This window comes from Algoriphagus sp. 4150, from assembly GCF_031457395.1.
Classification (GTDB): domain Bacteria; phylum Bacteroidota; class Bacteroidia; order Cytophagales; family Cyclobacteriaceae; genus Algoriphagus.
In genome coordinates, this window is sequence record NZ_JAVDWS010000009.1 from 18854 (window position 1) to 31515 (window position 12662).

Consider the following 12662-nt stretch of genomic DNA (forward strand, 5'->3'; position numbering starts at 1 on the left):
TTGATTGAAAAAATGGACAAAATGAAAAGTTGGTATGATAACAAACTAGTGGTTCATCTGCTATTGATCATTTTCTTTCCTGTCGGTCTTTATATGCTATGGAAGTCAGATAGCATGGCAAAATGGTGGAAAATCACCGCTACTTTCCTCACAGCAGCTCTCGTAATACTAGCGCTCGGCCCATATGATTCATCAGAATACACAGAGCCCAACTATTCGATGGACACGCATCAGAAATTGGGACTCGTTCAGCATGAGTTGATCAACAACGATTGTCGACTTACCTATTGGGTAAAAAACAACGAAAAGGAAAATTGGATAGTATTCTTGCATGGAGCAGGGGCTGACCATCGGATGTTTTTGGACCAAGCCAAAGCCATAGATAATTACAATTTGCTACTCATTGATGGAAGGGGGCAGGGCAGATCCAACATGATAAAAACGAATATAAAAGTAGCATTTGCGGACATGATCGATGACGTGATTCAGATAATGGATAACAATGGTCTGGATAAGGTAACGCTTGTGGCCCAATCACTGGGAGCCTCACTTGCTCAAGAAATCGCTTTCCAATATCCGGATAGAGTGAGTAAGCTGGTACTGATAGGATGCTATAATCACCTAGAGGAAACGGGAGCTGTCTGGAAGATCAGAAATGTGCTCATGACGACCGTTCTGAAAGCTGTGCCATGGGAAGTGATTTCCAATAAATTTGGGGAAATGACCAGTGTATATCCAGCTGTTCGGGATTATACCATTGAATGTCTGAATGTCGCCGGTAGAGACACATGGAAAAATTTAGGGATATCCGCTTATGAGCACAAACATCAAGTAGATGTATATGATGCTCCTCATGAAACCTTGCTTATCCGGGGTGATAATGACTACCCTGAGATGTTATCGGGGATATACTCTATAATGATGGAGAAAAACCCACTTACTAAAGAAGTGGTGATTTCAAATGCTGGGCATATATGTAATATGGAAAATATTGCCGAGGTAAATAACGCAATCAAGAATTTTATAAAGTAAAGCCACCAGGGAGCTTGAGTCCATGTCATACTTTGATCCATATACGGACGGCGCTTCCTTTCAAAAACACACATCACTCATTCATAAAATATGATCAGCATAAGTATTTTCCTCACATTGATAGGCTTTGAGTTTTTCTATCAGACTTCCAAAAAGGCAATTCTCTCCAGACCGCCCCAAGTGGCATATTGGTTTGGAGCCAACGAGAGCCTCGCTAAATTCATAGGCTTTGGTTTGCTCCTCATGGCATTGGTTTTATCTATTAACTATCTCGGATGGGGTTCCGGGATCTTTGCGTTTCTATGTATGCTGATGATGGTGGGTAGTTTGGTGGTATTGATTTCTCCCATTTGGAAACTGAATATTTCCTGGCTTTTCGCCGGGTTTGTGTTGCTGTTGTTAATTGAAATAATCTAATCATGCCTGCAAACAAAAAATACTTAACTCCCGCATTTCTACATCGGTTTTCACGGATCACAGCGGGCTTCATTGGAGGCTATGCGGTGACAGTGTCCTTCTTTCTTGCCCTTTCTTTCTGGCTGGACAAAGTATCAGTACTGTTTACATTAGTTTTCGGCGGTTTTCTCCTCTGGGTAGCACTGATGATCATTGCATTTATTGCCAACAGTGGCTGGAAAATCTGGGGGATATATATACTCCTTACATTATGCTTTTCTGCAATTGTGTACCTCAACCAATCTTCAGCAGCTATTTAATCGAAACTTATGAGCAACAGGATCTATAATATTTTATTTCACACGCATACCATTTCAGGGATTATTATCAGCGTGGCGTTGTACGTGATTTTCTTTGCAGGCTCTTTCTCTTTTTTCAGGGATGAAATTGTCAGTTGGGAGCGGAATGAGTCTATTTCTGAGGGCTGGATGCTACAGGAAATGGACTTTGACCTTGTACTGGATACGCTGGAGGCACGAAAAGGAATCGCCAAGACAGACGTAGCTTTTAACCAGCATTATGACGAGCAGCGACTTGGGGTGACTATTTCTGCCCCTAAAGATGCTGAGGTCAAGGAGGGAGAGCGGGGAAGAGGACGTGGTGGACGAGGCAATTTCTTCTATATGAATACGCAAAACTTAAATACGTACGATTATCAGGAATCGTATTCGTTTGGAGAATTTCTTTATCGTCTTCATTTCTTTGCGCAGCTTAATTTTTTCGGAAGATCCGGCTATATGCTGGCGGGAATTGTCGCTTTTTTCTTTCTTTTCGCAGTGATCACAGGGGTGATAGTTCATTGGAAAAAAATTATCAGCAACTTCTACATTTTCCGTCCCAATAACAGTGTCAAGAATCTCTGGACGGATGCACATACCGCACTAGGGATCATCGGTCTGCCTTACCAGTTTATGTTTGCGCTTACGGGTGTTTATGTCATAGTGGGGCTCACAGTCATGTCTCCTGCGATCATCAATTATATTTATGATGGGGATCAAGAGAAGGCCTTCAGTGATTTTGGCTTTAGTCCACCGAAATTTGAGTTTGTGGGGAAGCCTTTGGAAGGAGATTTTTCAGTAAATGAACTGCTTGCTGAGACGAAGGGGAAATGGCCGGAATTTCATGTGCACAATGCGAGTATTTTTAACTATGGGGATGAAGGTATGCATGTGCAGTTTACCGGGAAATCTGACTACAATAAGAAATTTGCCAGTGCAGGGACCATTACTTACCGTATGTTGGATAGAGAAATTATAACTGAAAAAAGCCCTTTTCAGGATGTTTCTTATCTAGATGGAGCACGCGCGGTGATTTTGAGATTGCACTTTGGCGATTTTGGAGGTAAAGGATTGAAGCTGGTTTATTTCGCACTTGGCCTATTGACCTGTTTTGTGATTATCTCGGGAGTGATGATCTGGCTTGTAGCTAGGGACAAGAAGCATGTCTCGCCTGCAAAGAGAAAATTCAATGCATGGCTGGTATGGTTTTACCTAGCAGGATGTCTAAGCATGTTTCCTGTGACAGCGTTTACATTTGTGATGATCAAAGTAGGCTTGCAAGATCCTGGGGCGGATCGTATGGGTTTTATTTTTCAGACATTCTTCTGGTCGTGGTTGGCATTGACTCTCATTTTTACCTTTATCCGAAGCAATGCCATTACCAATAAGTTTACCCTGATTCTTGGGGGAATCATCGGACTTGCAATACCGGTCGTGAGTGGGTTGATTTCGGGAAATTGGCTTTGGGTTACACTGAAAAACGGTCAGTCGGATATCTTCTTGATCGATGCGCTGTGGCTGGTGATCTCTGTCTCGGCGATTATGATAGGAGCTAAAATGAAAACAAAGAATATCGATCCTGAGCCGGTAAAACAGCCGGTTTCAAGAAGAAAATCGGCAGTAGCAGTGGGTTGATTTTTTGAGTTGGCGGAGTGATGATTCAGGCTCCGCCAACTATTTTATGGTCTAGAGCTGAAGCAACCTTTTAATCTGATCCTCTTCTCTGTCATTTTCAGTCATAATCATCAGTTCATCTCCGTCTTCCAATGTGGTTTGACCACTCGGTGTGATGAATTTGCCGTTTCTTTTGACAAGCACGATAAGTGAAGTGTGAGGGAAACCTAGTTCCAGAATTTTCTTCCCGTTAATCGGGCTGTTTTTAGGGAGTTGGATTTCCAGAATTGCATTTTTGAAGTCTTCAGAAAGCTCAATATCGAGCATAGAGCGTTTTTTCAGTGAGGCGGGCAGGGAAAGATGCAGGAGCTTTGCTGCTAAGGGAAGCGTGGTGGCTTGGATAGCAACTGAGGCAAGCACAATGAAAAAGACAATGTGGAATATCACAGAAGACATTTCTATGTTTTTAATCAATGGCAACGTCGCGAACACAATAGGAACCGCTCCCCTCAATCCAACCCAGGAGATAAATGTTTTTTCGCGAAGCTTGAATTTGAAAAAGGAGAGTGAAATAAACACCCCTAAAGGGCGGGCAATAAAGATCAAAAACAAAGCCGCCAAGATGGCAACTCCTGATACAGGTATGAGCTGTTTTGGAAATACCAGCAATCCCAATGCGATGAACATAACCACTTGCATAAGCCAGGCTATCCCGTCAAAAAACTTCATCAGACTCTTTTTATGCGCCATTTTTCCATTCCCCACAGTGATTGCACTGATGTAAACAGCTAGAAATCCGTTGCCTTTCAGCAGATCCACCACGGTGTACGTGATGAGAACGAGTGCCAGAAGCATCACCGGATAGAGCCCCTCAAAGTCCAGTCGGGCTTTATTGGTGAGCAAGACAGTCAGTCTTCCAAATAACCAGCCCAACAAACCGCCTACCACCATTTGGATAAGGAACAATGGAATGATTTCCCAGATGGATCCTGTCTCCAAGGTGATCAGTCCTAAGACTGAGACAGTAAGGAAATATGCCATTGGGTCATTGCTTCCGCTTTCCAGCTCTAAGAGAGGACGGAGATTGCCTTTCAACCCTATACTTTTTGCCCTCAAGACAGAGAAAACGGCTGCTGCATCTGTGGAGGACACAATAGAACCGAGAAGTAAGCTCTCGAGAAAAGTGAGTTCTGTGATCCAATAAACAAAGCCACCGAGGGAAAAACTTGTTATCAAAACCCCAAGTGTGGAAAGTGATATACCAGGCTTAAGAACAGGCTTAATGCTTGGCCACTTGGTGTCAAGACCCCCGGAATAGAGGATGTAGGTCAACGCGATGATACCCAGGAATTGGGCGATGGCGGGATTGTCAAACCGGATTCCGCCGAGTCCATCTGATCCTGCCAGCATTCCTACTCCCAAGAATATCAAGAGCATGGGAATGCCTGTTTTGCCGGCGGTCTTACTGGCTAGTACTCCTGCCAATAATAAAAGTGAGCTGATTAAAAGTATATTTTCGGCAGTGACAGACATAGGTTTGATATGGAATAGATCAAAATTAAGAAAAGATTCATTTACTTTTGTGCCGGATTCGTATAGTGGAGCGCCGGCTTTCCGTAAAATAGAATGAAAAAACTTAATTCGCTTATTTACCTTTTCTACTATCTCTTGCTGTGGGTTGTTTTACCTGCTGCAGGATCCGGTGACGGGGTATTGACGAGTGAAGTAATCGACGGTAGCCATTACAGCATATCGAAGGGTGATACCGGTTATTCTGAATTCCGGCATTTTGTCAATCCTGAATGGTATAGCGTTAATTCCCCGGAATCCCGGCAAAATCTGCTTTCGGGAACAGGGCATTGGGCAGTTCTTTTTTCATCTGTGTATAAGCCTTCATTTAGATTTTCCAGAGAAGAAGTTCTAAATCCATTTTTTTCAAATACTCCGATTTGGGGAGCTTTGACAGCTACTAAAATCGTCTTCCCTTTTCATTATTTCTGGTAAAACGGAGCGCAATTCAACGTGACATTGCTAGATCCTACCGGCTTCATTAAGTCGGGCAGGACTGATATTCCATTTTATCAATATATACTAATGAGTGAACTAACATTAATAATCTTAACGGTCACATTGACCGGAATGGTTTGCCTACCATTAATTCTTAATCATTTCAAACAGAAAAACAAAGGCAATCTGCTGAAGGAGCGGCTCAGAAAAGAGACGCAGGCAGACCATCTAAAATCAAGTGATTTTGAAACCTGGCGGGAAGCATATTGCTTGGGATTGGATCAGGAAAATAATCGGCTGCTGTTTCTGAATTTGCTGGAAACTGATAATGAGGTTCAGAAAATAGACCTATCCCAAATCCGACTATGTAAACCTAACAGAGATTTCCGAGAAGCGAAAGAAGGTAAGGAGAAGCGGCAGATTATCAAAAAGGTAAGCCTGGTGCTGGATCAGTTTAATGAACTGAATAAACCTTTTGAGATCGAACTCTATGACGAGGACAAAAGTGATTATATGATCAACGAGTGGGAACTGGCCCAGGAATGGTCCAAGAAAATAAATGAACTGAAAAAATAGTGTAAAAAGAGGTTGTCTTTAAGTAGGGACAGCCTCTTTTTCTTTTTAACGTAGTTTTCTATTCCTATTCTGTTAATTCTCTTTTGATAAAAATCTTTATTTTGGCTGTATAAATCTTTTTTCTAAAATGGCACAAGCAAGCGAACTGGCTCCCGGGAGCAAATTGATTCATCCAAAGTTCGGGACCGGAATGATCCTATCTGTAGATGAGACGTATTACAAAATCTATTTTTACACCACCAAAGAAGTCAAAACCCTGGCAAGGGATTATGAGGGGTTTACTGTGAACGAGGCAAAAGTTCCGGACTTTCCCATGCTCACTATGAAGGACGTGGAAAAGGCAATTAGGGAGGCTTTGATTCAAACCTCTGAGAGGGCGCCCATCGTGCCTCTTGGTGGGAAATGGATGGGCGGAACGGTGGTCTTCGAGCCCAATGATGCCACACTGCAATCCAAGGAAATCCCGATGGCTACTTTCTTTCACAAGATTGTAATGGTTCGTGAGAAGCTCCGGGTATTGGAGCAAAATATCAATAACCATCCGAAATTGGACGATGAGGATCGAATTGGGCTTCAGCAGTATATTACCCGATGCTATGGTTCACTGACTACTTTCAATGTGCTTTTTGCTTACAAGGAAGATCAGTTTAAGGGAAGTGGGTCTTAAGATCCTAGAATTGTGAAAGGGCCGTCATTGGGATAAGCGAGGTATTGCCTGTCCCGATCAATTGGAAAGCGAAGAAGCAATCTCTTTACATTAAGATCAAAGAATCAAGAATCTAGAAACAAGAGTCTAGTGACAAAATCTGCGAATTCCCCCTTGGATTAATGATTTGGTCTGGAAAAATCAACCATGCAAGGGGGCAAGGGGATTTTATAGCGATTTAGGTTCTGATTATTTTGGGAAGTAATTGTTCCGATGCTTTGCCGCAGGAGTTTTCATGACGTAGCTCTGTTTCAGATTCTTGCCCGGATTCGACTGAGTGTTTCTATAGTCATATCCAGAAAAGATGCGATCTGGCCTACAGATGCTTTGTGTATCACCTTCGGTCGGTATTGCATCAGTTCGAGGTATCTTTCCTTCGCTGTCTTGAATTTGTTGAAAATCTGATGCTCTTCAAGCACGATATAGTATCGCTCCAGTATCATTCTATAGGCCCGCTCCAGCTCCGGATAGTCTATAAAGCAGGCTTGAAGGCTTTCGTAAGATATTTTGAATACGGTACTTTTTTCCATCGTTTCGATGTTCTCGTACGAAGGTTTTCTGGTGATAAATGAGTGCATGGCCGTTACAAATTCTTCATCTAGCGTAAAGGATACCGTGATGTCCCTGTTGTCTCTGATGTAATAACTCCTCGCCGATCCTACAGCTACGAAATACAAATAGTCGCTTACTTGCCCTTCTTTTTCGAGGAGAAAGCCCTTGTCTACTTCAAATTCCTCAAGATGACTTGCAAAAGCCCGCTTCGCTTCATCACTTGTAGCGGGGAATTTGTTGAGTAGGCTTGAGAAATTTTCCATTTGTCCGTTACTAAAAAGTTGTAGTGGTTGGCCTTAACTAATGATCGCCTATAATTTAGTACAGTTAATTTAAAAAGAAGCATTTTAAGACGTAGCGTTACATTTGAAATATCTCAGCTTTACACCTTTAAATCGATCAATTCAACACCATTCTACTAAAGATTTTTTTGAGAAAATTTGTGGTGATGGTAGCCGCACCGGTTTTTACTAGTCAGTCTCTTTTACTTTTTCAGTCGATCAGGATTCTCTTCTATAAATGATTTCCATCCTGCATTTCTGCCCTTTGTCTGGATTCTGCCTTCGTGGAAATGATGGCAAAGCGCTACCGCCAATGCATCCGATGCATCCAGCATTTTTGGGAGCTCTGTCAGATTGAAAAGTGTCAGGAGCATAGCGGCAACCTGCTCTTTGGATGCATTCCCATTTCCGGTTACAGACTGCTTTACTTTTTTTGGAGAGTATTCGGTGATAGGTATGTCTCTTGCCAAAGCCGCCGCCATCGCTACCCCTTGCGCACGACCGAGCTTGAGCATGGACTGCACATTCACCCCAAAAAAGGGAGCTTCCAAGGCCACACTGTCAGGCATAAATTCCTCTAGAATCCCGGTGATTCGCTCAAAAATCTTCTTGAGTTTCAATTCATGCGATTCATACTTTCTTAGATGAATTACGCCATATTGAAGTAGTTTGTACTTTTTGCCCTCTGTCATAATCACCCCATACCCCATCACGTTGGTGCCGGGATCTATACCTAGGATGATTTTTTCCTTTGGGGCTTTTTCTTGTTCTTTGCTCACCTCCGCAAGTTAGCCCAAAACATGCTAAGTTTTTATCTGATCTGGTCTATGAGTTACTTCACATTACTGTGGTGGATGAGCAGATTTTGGGTAAAAGGCGAGGATTTTCCTATACCTCAGCCATTTTGTCCTAAAGTTACACTCCTTATCCCTTTTCGGAATGAGAGAGGGAATATTCCCAATTTGATTCGAAATCTAAAGAAGCTTCGATATCCGGATCTTGAGATACTGCCGGTAGACGATCACTCTGAGGACGGTTCGTTTCAACTTTTGAAAGAGGGAGTCGAGAAACTATCGAATGTGAAAATCCTTCAAAGTCCGGATCTAGGGAAGAAAGGCGCTTTGGAATATGGTGTGAAGATGGCCTCCGGTGAAATAATCCTGTGCACTGACGCAGATTGCGGATTTCCGGAATTATGGATTGAAAGGATGGTTTCTCCATTTCGGGATTACAAAACTCAACTAGTGGCAGGAGCTGTGATGGTAGAGAGAAAGGATAAATTTTTGGATATATTTCAGTCTTTAGACTGGGCAAGTATTCTGCTGCTGACTAATTACTCTTTTGCCACAAATGAGCCGTTGATGTGTAGTGGGGCAAATCTGGCGTACAGAAAAGAGGCTTTCGAGAAAGTAAGGGGATACGAAGGGAATCGGGAATTTGCGTCAGGAGACGATGAGTTTCTTCTGAAAAAAATCCACAAGCTTTATGGCAGGGGAGCCTGTAGCTATCTATCCTCATCAGAATCCTTGGTCAAGACAAACCCGGAGCCTACTTGGCAGGCTTTGATCAATCAGCGCATGCGCTGGGCAAGTAAGTGGAAGGCCCATTCTTCTCTTTTGCACGCCATGTCCGCCATAGGAGTGTTCATTGTGCAATTGACATGGATAGGAAGTTTTTTCTTGGTCTTTTTGGGAGGAAAGGGGATTTTGGCCTTTGGATTCGTTTGGCTTTTGAAAGTAATAGCAGAAAAGATCAGTCTGGGTAAAATTTTAGGCGATCAACAGGATAATTTTTCTCTACTACTGACTTCATTTGTACATCCGTTCTATGTCTTATGGGTTGGGATAGGAGCATTGGGCGGAAAATTCACTTGGAAAGGCAGGGGGAACTTGAGAAGTGTTAATTTAGAATCTGAAAATTGAATCATGAACGAAGAGGAATTTGACTTGATGGACGAACTTTATTTCGTACAGCCCTACGGATACCTGGCAGAAACCCTGGACTGGGAGGAGGAATTGTTGCTGAAGACGTTGCAATCTCTTTTTTCTCAGGGGTATATCAAATGTCTGGATGATCCGGATACAGAGAGGTTTGGAGCTGTAGACATCATGAAAGAAGGTAAGGGCTTATATTTTCTGGCAACGAAAAATGGCCTTATGGCGCATAATACACTTTAAAATTGACCACAGAAACACATAAATTCCAGCGTAAGGAACTGCAGCTAAAATCTCTGCTGGAGATCACCCAGGCGATTAATGAAAATCAGTCTGAAGCGGTGTTGCTCAATATTTTCAAGTTTACCTGCTTGGTACACCTAAATATCAAATCGTTGATACTTTATGTGGCGAAGGAAGGGGCGTTTGAGAATAAAATCTCACATGGGGTGAAGGGGAATGTCCCGATGTTGATTTCGGCCGGTCAGGTGGTAGATGAGAAATCCACAGGAGAACTACGGTTGGAATTGGAGGAAGAATATTCTTTTGAAGAACTTGAGACGTACCTGCCTGTTTATCATAAGGATAAGATGCTTGCGATTCTCTTTTTGAGGAGAAAGGATCAAAGTTTGGAATTAGACCTGAACTTCACCCAGGCATTGACAAATATTCTTGTGGTGGCACTGGAGAATAAGCGCTTTGCCAGAAAGCAACTGGAGCAGGAAATCTTAAACAGGGAAGTCGCTATTGCGTCACAGGTACAGCAAATGCTTTTTCCGGCGGAACTTCCTATGGACAAAGAACTGAAGGCAAAGGTGACCTACCTGCCTCATAGTATGGTGGGGGGGGATTATTACGATCTCATCCGCAAGTCCAAAGATGAAGTTTACTTCTGTATCGCCGATGTATCGGGCAAGGGGATTTCTGCGGCTTTGCTGATGTCAAATTTCCAAGCGGCATTGAGGACACTTTTGCGTAGTGATGCAGATCTTGAAATGATCGTGAAACAGCTGAATTACACCTTGTATGAAAACACACACGGGGAGCGATTCATTACCTTTTTTCTGGGGCATTTCAATTTCAGAACCAGAGAACTCAAGTATGTGAACGCTGGGCACAATCCTCCATTGCTATGTCGTGAAGAAGCCAAGAAATGCGAAAGACTGCATGCCGGAACCACTATTCTGGGGGCTTTCGATGAACTACCGTTTTTGGAGATTGGTAAGCGTGAACACCTCGGGGATTTTGCACTGCATCTCTATACCGATGGACTTACGGAAGCCATGAACCCCTTCGAAGAAGAGTACGGAGAGGAACGTCTGGAGAAATTTATAGACAAGCATTTCCGCTTAGATCCAGATGAATTTCATCGGAAATTCTTGAAAAAAATCAATGAGTTTTCGAAGAATGTGCCTCTGCGTGATGATCTGACTCTGTTGAGTTTAAGGTTTCAATAACATGGTTTTGCATACTGTGCCCGTTCTTTTTCAGTGGTTTTTCCCCAAAAGACTTTGGGCTAAAGCTGCGGGAGAAAACACCGTTTACCTGACTTTTGACGACGGTCCCGTACCCGGAGTTACAGATTATGCATTGGAAGAACTGGCCAAAAGAAATCAGAAAGCCACTTTTTTTGTGGTAGGGGATAATGTACGGAAGAACCCCGGGCTAGCTCGGGAAATACTCAGTGAAGGCCATGGGGTCGGCAATCATACGTTCAACCATCTGAATGGCTGGAAGACTGAAGATTCTGCCTACTTAAATAATATTGAGTTGTGTGATCAAGTGCTTTGGGATGTGTTGGGGGTCAAAACAAAATTATTTAGACCTCCCTACGGATTGATCAGATCCAGTCAGGCTGTGGAGGTTTCCAGATTCCATCAGGTGGTAATGTGGAGTATGCTTTCGGGTGATTATGACCTCCGCTTGAGGTCAGAAGTGGTTTTGGGAAAAGCTAAAAAACATACAAAATCAGGTTCTATCGCGGTGTTTCATGATCAGTTGAAGACCAAGGAAGTGCTGCCGAAGATTTTACCACCATACCTTGACTATATTCAGGAAATGGGCTGGAAAACAGCAGTGTTATGATATTCTGGTTTTGCATCGGGATAGTGGGGCTGATTCTGATTCAGTTTGTTGTTGCGATACTTCGAATTAAATTTTTCTGGAAAAACCATAAGCATGACCTTTCTTCGGATCTTCCTGCTGTATCCATCCTCGTAGCAGCCAGAAATGAGGAAAAAGATATTTGTAATTTATTAAAATCCTTTGAGCTGCTGGATTATCCGTCTGAGAGGATGCAATTTCTATTTGCGGATGATCAGAGTACTGATCGCACCGCGGAGATCTTGAAGGATTGGTGTGGGGAGGGTGTAAATCGGATACTAATCTCTATTACATCTTCTGAAAGTGGGATTTTCAATAAAAACGGCAAGGCAAATGCTTTGGCGATTTTGGGAGAAAAGGCTACAGGCAACTATTACTTTTTTACAGATGCAGACTGCGAAGTAAATCCGGGTTGGGTCAGTGAGGGCGTTGATGCCTTTATAGGAAATGTGGGCTTGGTGATCGGGATTACGCAGGTGAAAGCGAATCAATTGATGGAAAGATTTCAAGAGATTGACTGGTGGTTGACCTTGGGATTTGTCAAAGTGGCAACTGACTTGGGTGTCCATACTACCGGGCTGGGGAATAATATGGTGATCAGCAGAGAGGCCTATGAACAATCGGGCGGTTTTAAAAACATACCTTTTTGCCTCACCGAAGACCTTGAAATTTCCAGATCCATTCAGCGTGAAGGATTCACCATTGCCCATAAGGTGAGTATGGGGATGCTCGCAAGTACAAAGCCCGAGGCAAATTTCTCAGATCTACTGGATCAGCGAAAACGCTGGATGAGCGGAGTGATGACCTTACCTTTTTATTGGAAGTTGATTTTGGGGCTTCAGGCTGTGTATTTTGTTGGTCTTATTGGCTTAATAGTACTGTCTCCGGCTATTGGCTTGCTATTGGGATTAATCAAAATGCTACTGCAGGGTATGTTTTTAAGATTATTTTCCCGTAAAGCAGGCATGAAAATCAACGGCTTATCTCTTCTGCTTTTCGATTTTTATAATCTTCATACTACCGTCCTTACTATTCTTTACTATTTTTGGCCTTCCAATACGAAATGGAAATCCAGAATATACCCATGAAATCGAGCATGACTCAAAGGGTCACACACTGGGAT

General features: G+C 42.8%; 15 protein-coding genes. 12 read left to right on the forward strand and 3 right to left on the reverse strand.

Features of this window, described 5'->3' with window-relative positions; translation table 11 throughout:
* Positions 1 to 12: 12 nt before the first annotated feature.
* From J2X69_RS12730 to J2X69_RS12745, 4 genes are all read left to right on the forward strand, one after another.
* Positions 13 to 1032, forward strand: coding sequence for an alpha/beta hydrolase (locus J2X69_RS12730; protein ID WP_310103788.1), 1020 nt, complete (start codon positions 13 to 15; stop codon positions 1030 to 1032).
* A 90-nt stretch (positions 1033 to 1122) separates the two neighbouring features.
* A complete protein-coding gene (locus tag J2X69_RS12735) occupies positions 1123 to 1449 on the forward strand; it encodes a hypothetical protein (protein WP_310103790.1) in 327 nt (108 codons plus the stop codon).
* Positions 1450 to 1451: 2 nt separating this feature from the next.
* Positions 1452 to 1748, forward strand: coding sequence for a hypothetical protein (locus tag J2X69_RS12740; RefSeq protein WP_310103792.1), 297 nt, complete (start codon positions 1452 to 1454; stop codon positions 1746 to 1748).
* 9 nt (positions 1749 to 1757) lie between these two features.
* Positions 1758 to 3401 carry a PepSY-associated TM helix domain-containing protein gene (locus J2X69_RS12745; RefSeq protein ID WP_310103794.1) on the forward strand — a complete coding sequence of 548 codons (1644 nt, stop codon included), beginning with the start codon at positions 1758 to 1760 and terminating at the stop codon, positions 3399 to 3401.
* Between the two features lie 51 nt (positions 3402 to 3452).
* Here J2X69_RS12745 and J2X69_RS12750 read toward each other — a convergent pair whose 3' ends face one another.
* Complete coding sequence (locus J2X69_RS12750) at positions 3453 to 4913, reverse strand: potassium/proton antiporter (protein WP_310103796.1); 1461 nt, start codon at positions 4911 to 4913, stop codon at positions 3453 to 3455.
* Positions 4914 to 5006: 93 nt separating this feature from the next.
* On the opposite strand from J2X69_RS12750, the gene J2X69_RS12755 reads away from it, so the two are divergent.
* The 3 genes from J2X69_RS12755 to J2X69_RS12765 all read left to right on the forward strand — a co-directional run bounded on the left by J2X69_RS12755 (position 5007) and on the right by J2X69_RS12765 (position 6630).
* Positions 5007 to 5384 (forward strand): hypothetical protein, encoded by a 378-nt coding sequence (locus tag J2X69_RS12755; protein WP_310103798.1) that lies wholly within the window; start codon positions 5007 to 5009, stop codon positions 5382 to 5384.
* A 90-nt stretch (positions 5385 to 5474) separates the two neighbouring features.
* A complete protein-coding gene (locus J2X69_RS12760) occupies positions 5475 to 5963 on the forward strand; it encodes a hypothetical protein (protein ID WP_310103800.1) in 489 nt (162 codons plus the stop codon).
* Between the two features lie 127 nt (positions 5964 to 6090).
* Positions 6091 to 6630, forward strand: a complete 540-nt coding sequence (locus tag J2X69_RS12765) for a hypothetical protein (RefSeq protein ID WP_310103802.1) — start codon at positions 6091 to 6093, stop codon at positions 6628 to 6630.
* 290 nt (positions 6631 to 6920) lie between these two features.
* Here the strand turns inward: J2X69_RS12765 and J2X69_RS12770 are convergent, their stop codons facing one another.
* Together J2X69_RS12770 and ruvC are read right to left on the reverse strand one after the other, a co-directional pair.
* A complete protein-coding gene (locus J2X69_RS12770; RefSeq protein ID WP_310103804.1) occupies positions 6921 to 7484 on the reverse strand; it encodes a Crp/Fnr family transcriptional regulator in 564 nt (187 codons plus the stop codon).
* Positions 7485 to 7705: 221 nt separating this feature from the next.
* The gene (gene ruvC, locus J2X69_RS12775; RefSeq protein ID WP_310103806.1) at positions 7706 to 8281 is read right to left on the reverse strand and encodes a crossover junction endodeoxyribonuclease RuvC; all 576 of its coding nucleotides are present in this window, start codon (positions 8279 to 8281) and stop codon (positions 7706 to 7708) included.
* Between the two features lie 21 nt (positions 8282 to 8302).
* On the opposite strand from ruvC, the gene J2X69_RS12780 reads away from it, so the two are divergent.
* From J2X69_RS12780 to J2X69_RS12800, 5 genes are read left to right on the forward strand one after another with little or no spacing between them, the layout of a single operon-like run.
* The gene (locus J2X69_RS12780; RefSeq protein WP_310103808.1) at positions 8303 to 9424 is read left to right on the forward strand and encodes a glycosyltransferase; all 1122 of its coding nucleotides are present in this window, start codon (positions 8303 to 8305) and stop codon (positions 9422 to 9424) included.
* A 3-nt stretch (positions 9425 to 9427) separates the two neighbouring features.
* On the forward strand, positions 9428 to 9679 hold the full coding sequence (locus tag J2X69_RS12785; protein WP_310103810.1) for a hypothetical protein: 252 nt from the start codon (positions 9428 to 9430) through the stop codon (positions 9677 to 9679).
* 2 nt (positions 9680 to 9681) lie between these two features.
* Positions 9682 to 10893, forward strand: coding sequence for a PP2C family protein-serine/threonine phosphatase (locus J2X69_RS12790; protein ID WP_310103814.1), 1212 nt, complete (start codon positions 9682 to 9684; stop codon positions 10891 to 10893).
* A gap of 1 nt (position 10894) precedes the next feature.
* Positions 10895 to 11521 carry a polysaccharide deacetylase family protein gene (locus tag J2X69_RS12795; RefSeq protein WP_310103816.1) on the forward strand — a complete coding sequence of 209 codons (627 nt, stop codon included), beginning with the start codon at positions 10895 to 10897 and terminating at the stop codon, positions 11519 to 11521.
* Positions 11518 to 12627, forward strand: coding sequence for a glycosyltransferase (locus J2X69_RS12800; protein WP_310103818.1), 1110 nt, complete (start codon positions 11518 to 11520; stop codon positions 12625 to 12627). The genes J2X69_RS12795 and J2X69_RS12800 overlap by 4 nt, the downstream gene beginning before the upstream one ends.
* Positions 12628 to 12662: the final 35 nt, after the last annotated feature.

Coding starts and splice junctions, on each gene's coding strand:
- J2X69_RS12730 (WP_310103788.1), top strand. CDS start 13: ATGGACAAAATGAAAAGTTGGTATGATAACAAACTAGTGGTTCATCTG.
- J2X69_RS12735 (WP_310103790.1), top strand. CDS start 1,123: ATGATCAGCATAAGTATTTTCCTCACATTGATAGGCTTTGAGTTTTTC.
- J2X69_RS12740 (WP_310103792.1), top strand. CDS start 1,452: ATGCCTGCAAACAAAAAATACTTAACTCCCGCATTTCTACATCGGTTT.
- J2X69_RS12745 (WP_310103794.1), top strand. CDS start 1,758: ATGAGCAACAGGATCTATAATATTTTATTTCACACGCATACCATTTCA.
- J2X69_RS12750 (WP_310103796.1), bottom strand. CDS start 4,913: ATGTCTGTCACTGCCGAAAATATACTTTTAATCAGCTCACTTTTATTA.
- J2X69_RS12755 (WP_310103798.1), top strand. CDS start 5,007: ATGAAAAAACTTAATTCGCTTATTTACCTTTTCTACTATCTCTTGCTG.
- J2X69_RS12760 (WP_310103800.1), top strand. CDS start 5,475: ATGAGTGAACTAACATTAATAATCTTAACGGTCACATTGACCGGAATG.
- J2X69_RS12765 (WP_310103802.1), top strand. CDS start 6,091: ATGGCACAAGCAAGCGAACTGGCTCCCGGGAGCAAATTGATTCATCCA.
- J2X69_RS12770 (WP_310103804.1), bottom strand. CDS start 7,484: ATGGAAAATTTCTCAAGCCTACTCAACAAATTCCCCGCTACAAGTGAT.
- J2X69_RS12780 (WP_310103808.1), top strand. CDS start 8,303: ATGCTAAGTTTTTATCTGATCTGGTCTATGAGTTACTTCACATTACTG.
- J2X69_RS12785 (WP_310103810.1), top strand. CDS start 9,428: ATGAACGAAGAGGAATTTGACTTGATGGACGAACTTTATTTCGTACAG.
- J2X69_RS12795 (WP_310103816.1), top strand. CDS start 10,895: ATGGTTTTGCATACTGTGCCCGTTCTTTTTCAGTGGTTTTTCCCCAAA.
- J2X69_RS12800 (WP_310103818.1), top strand. CDS start 11,518: ATGATATTCTGGTTTTGCATCGGGATAGTGGGGCTGATTCTGATTCAG.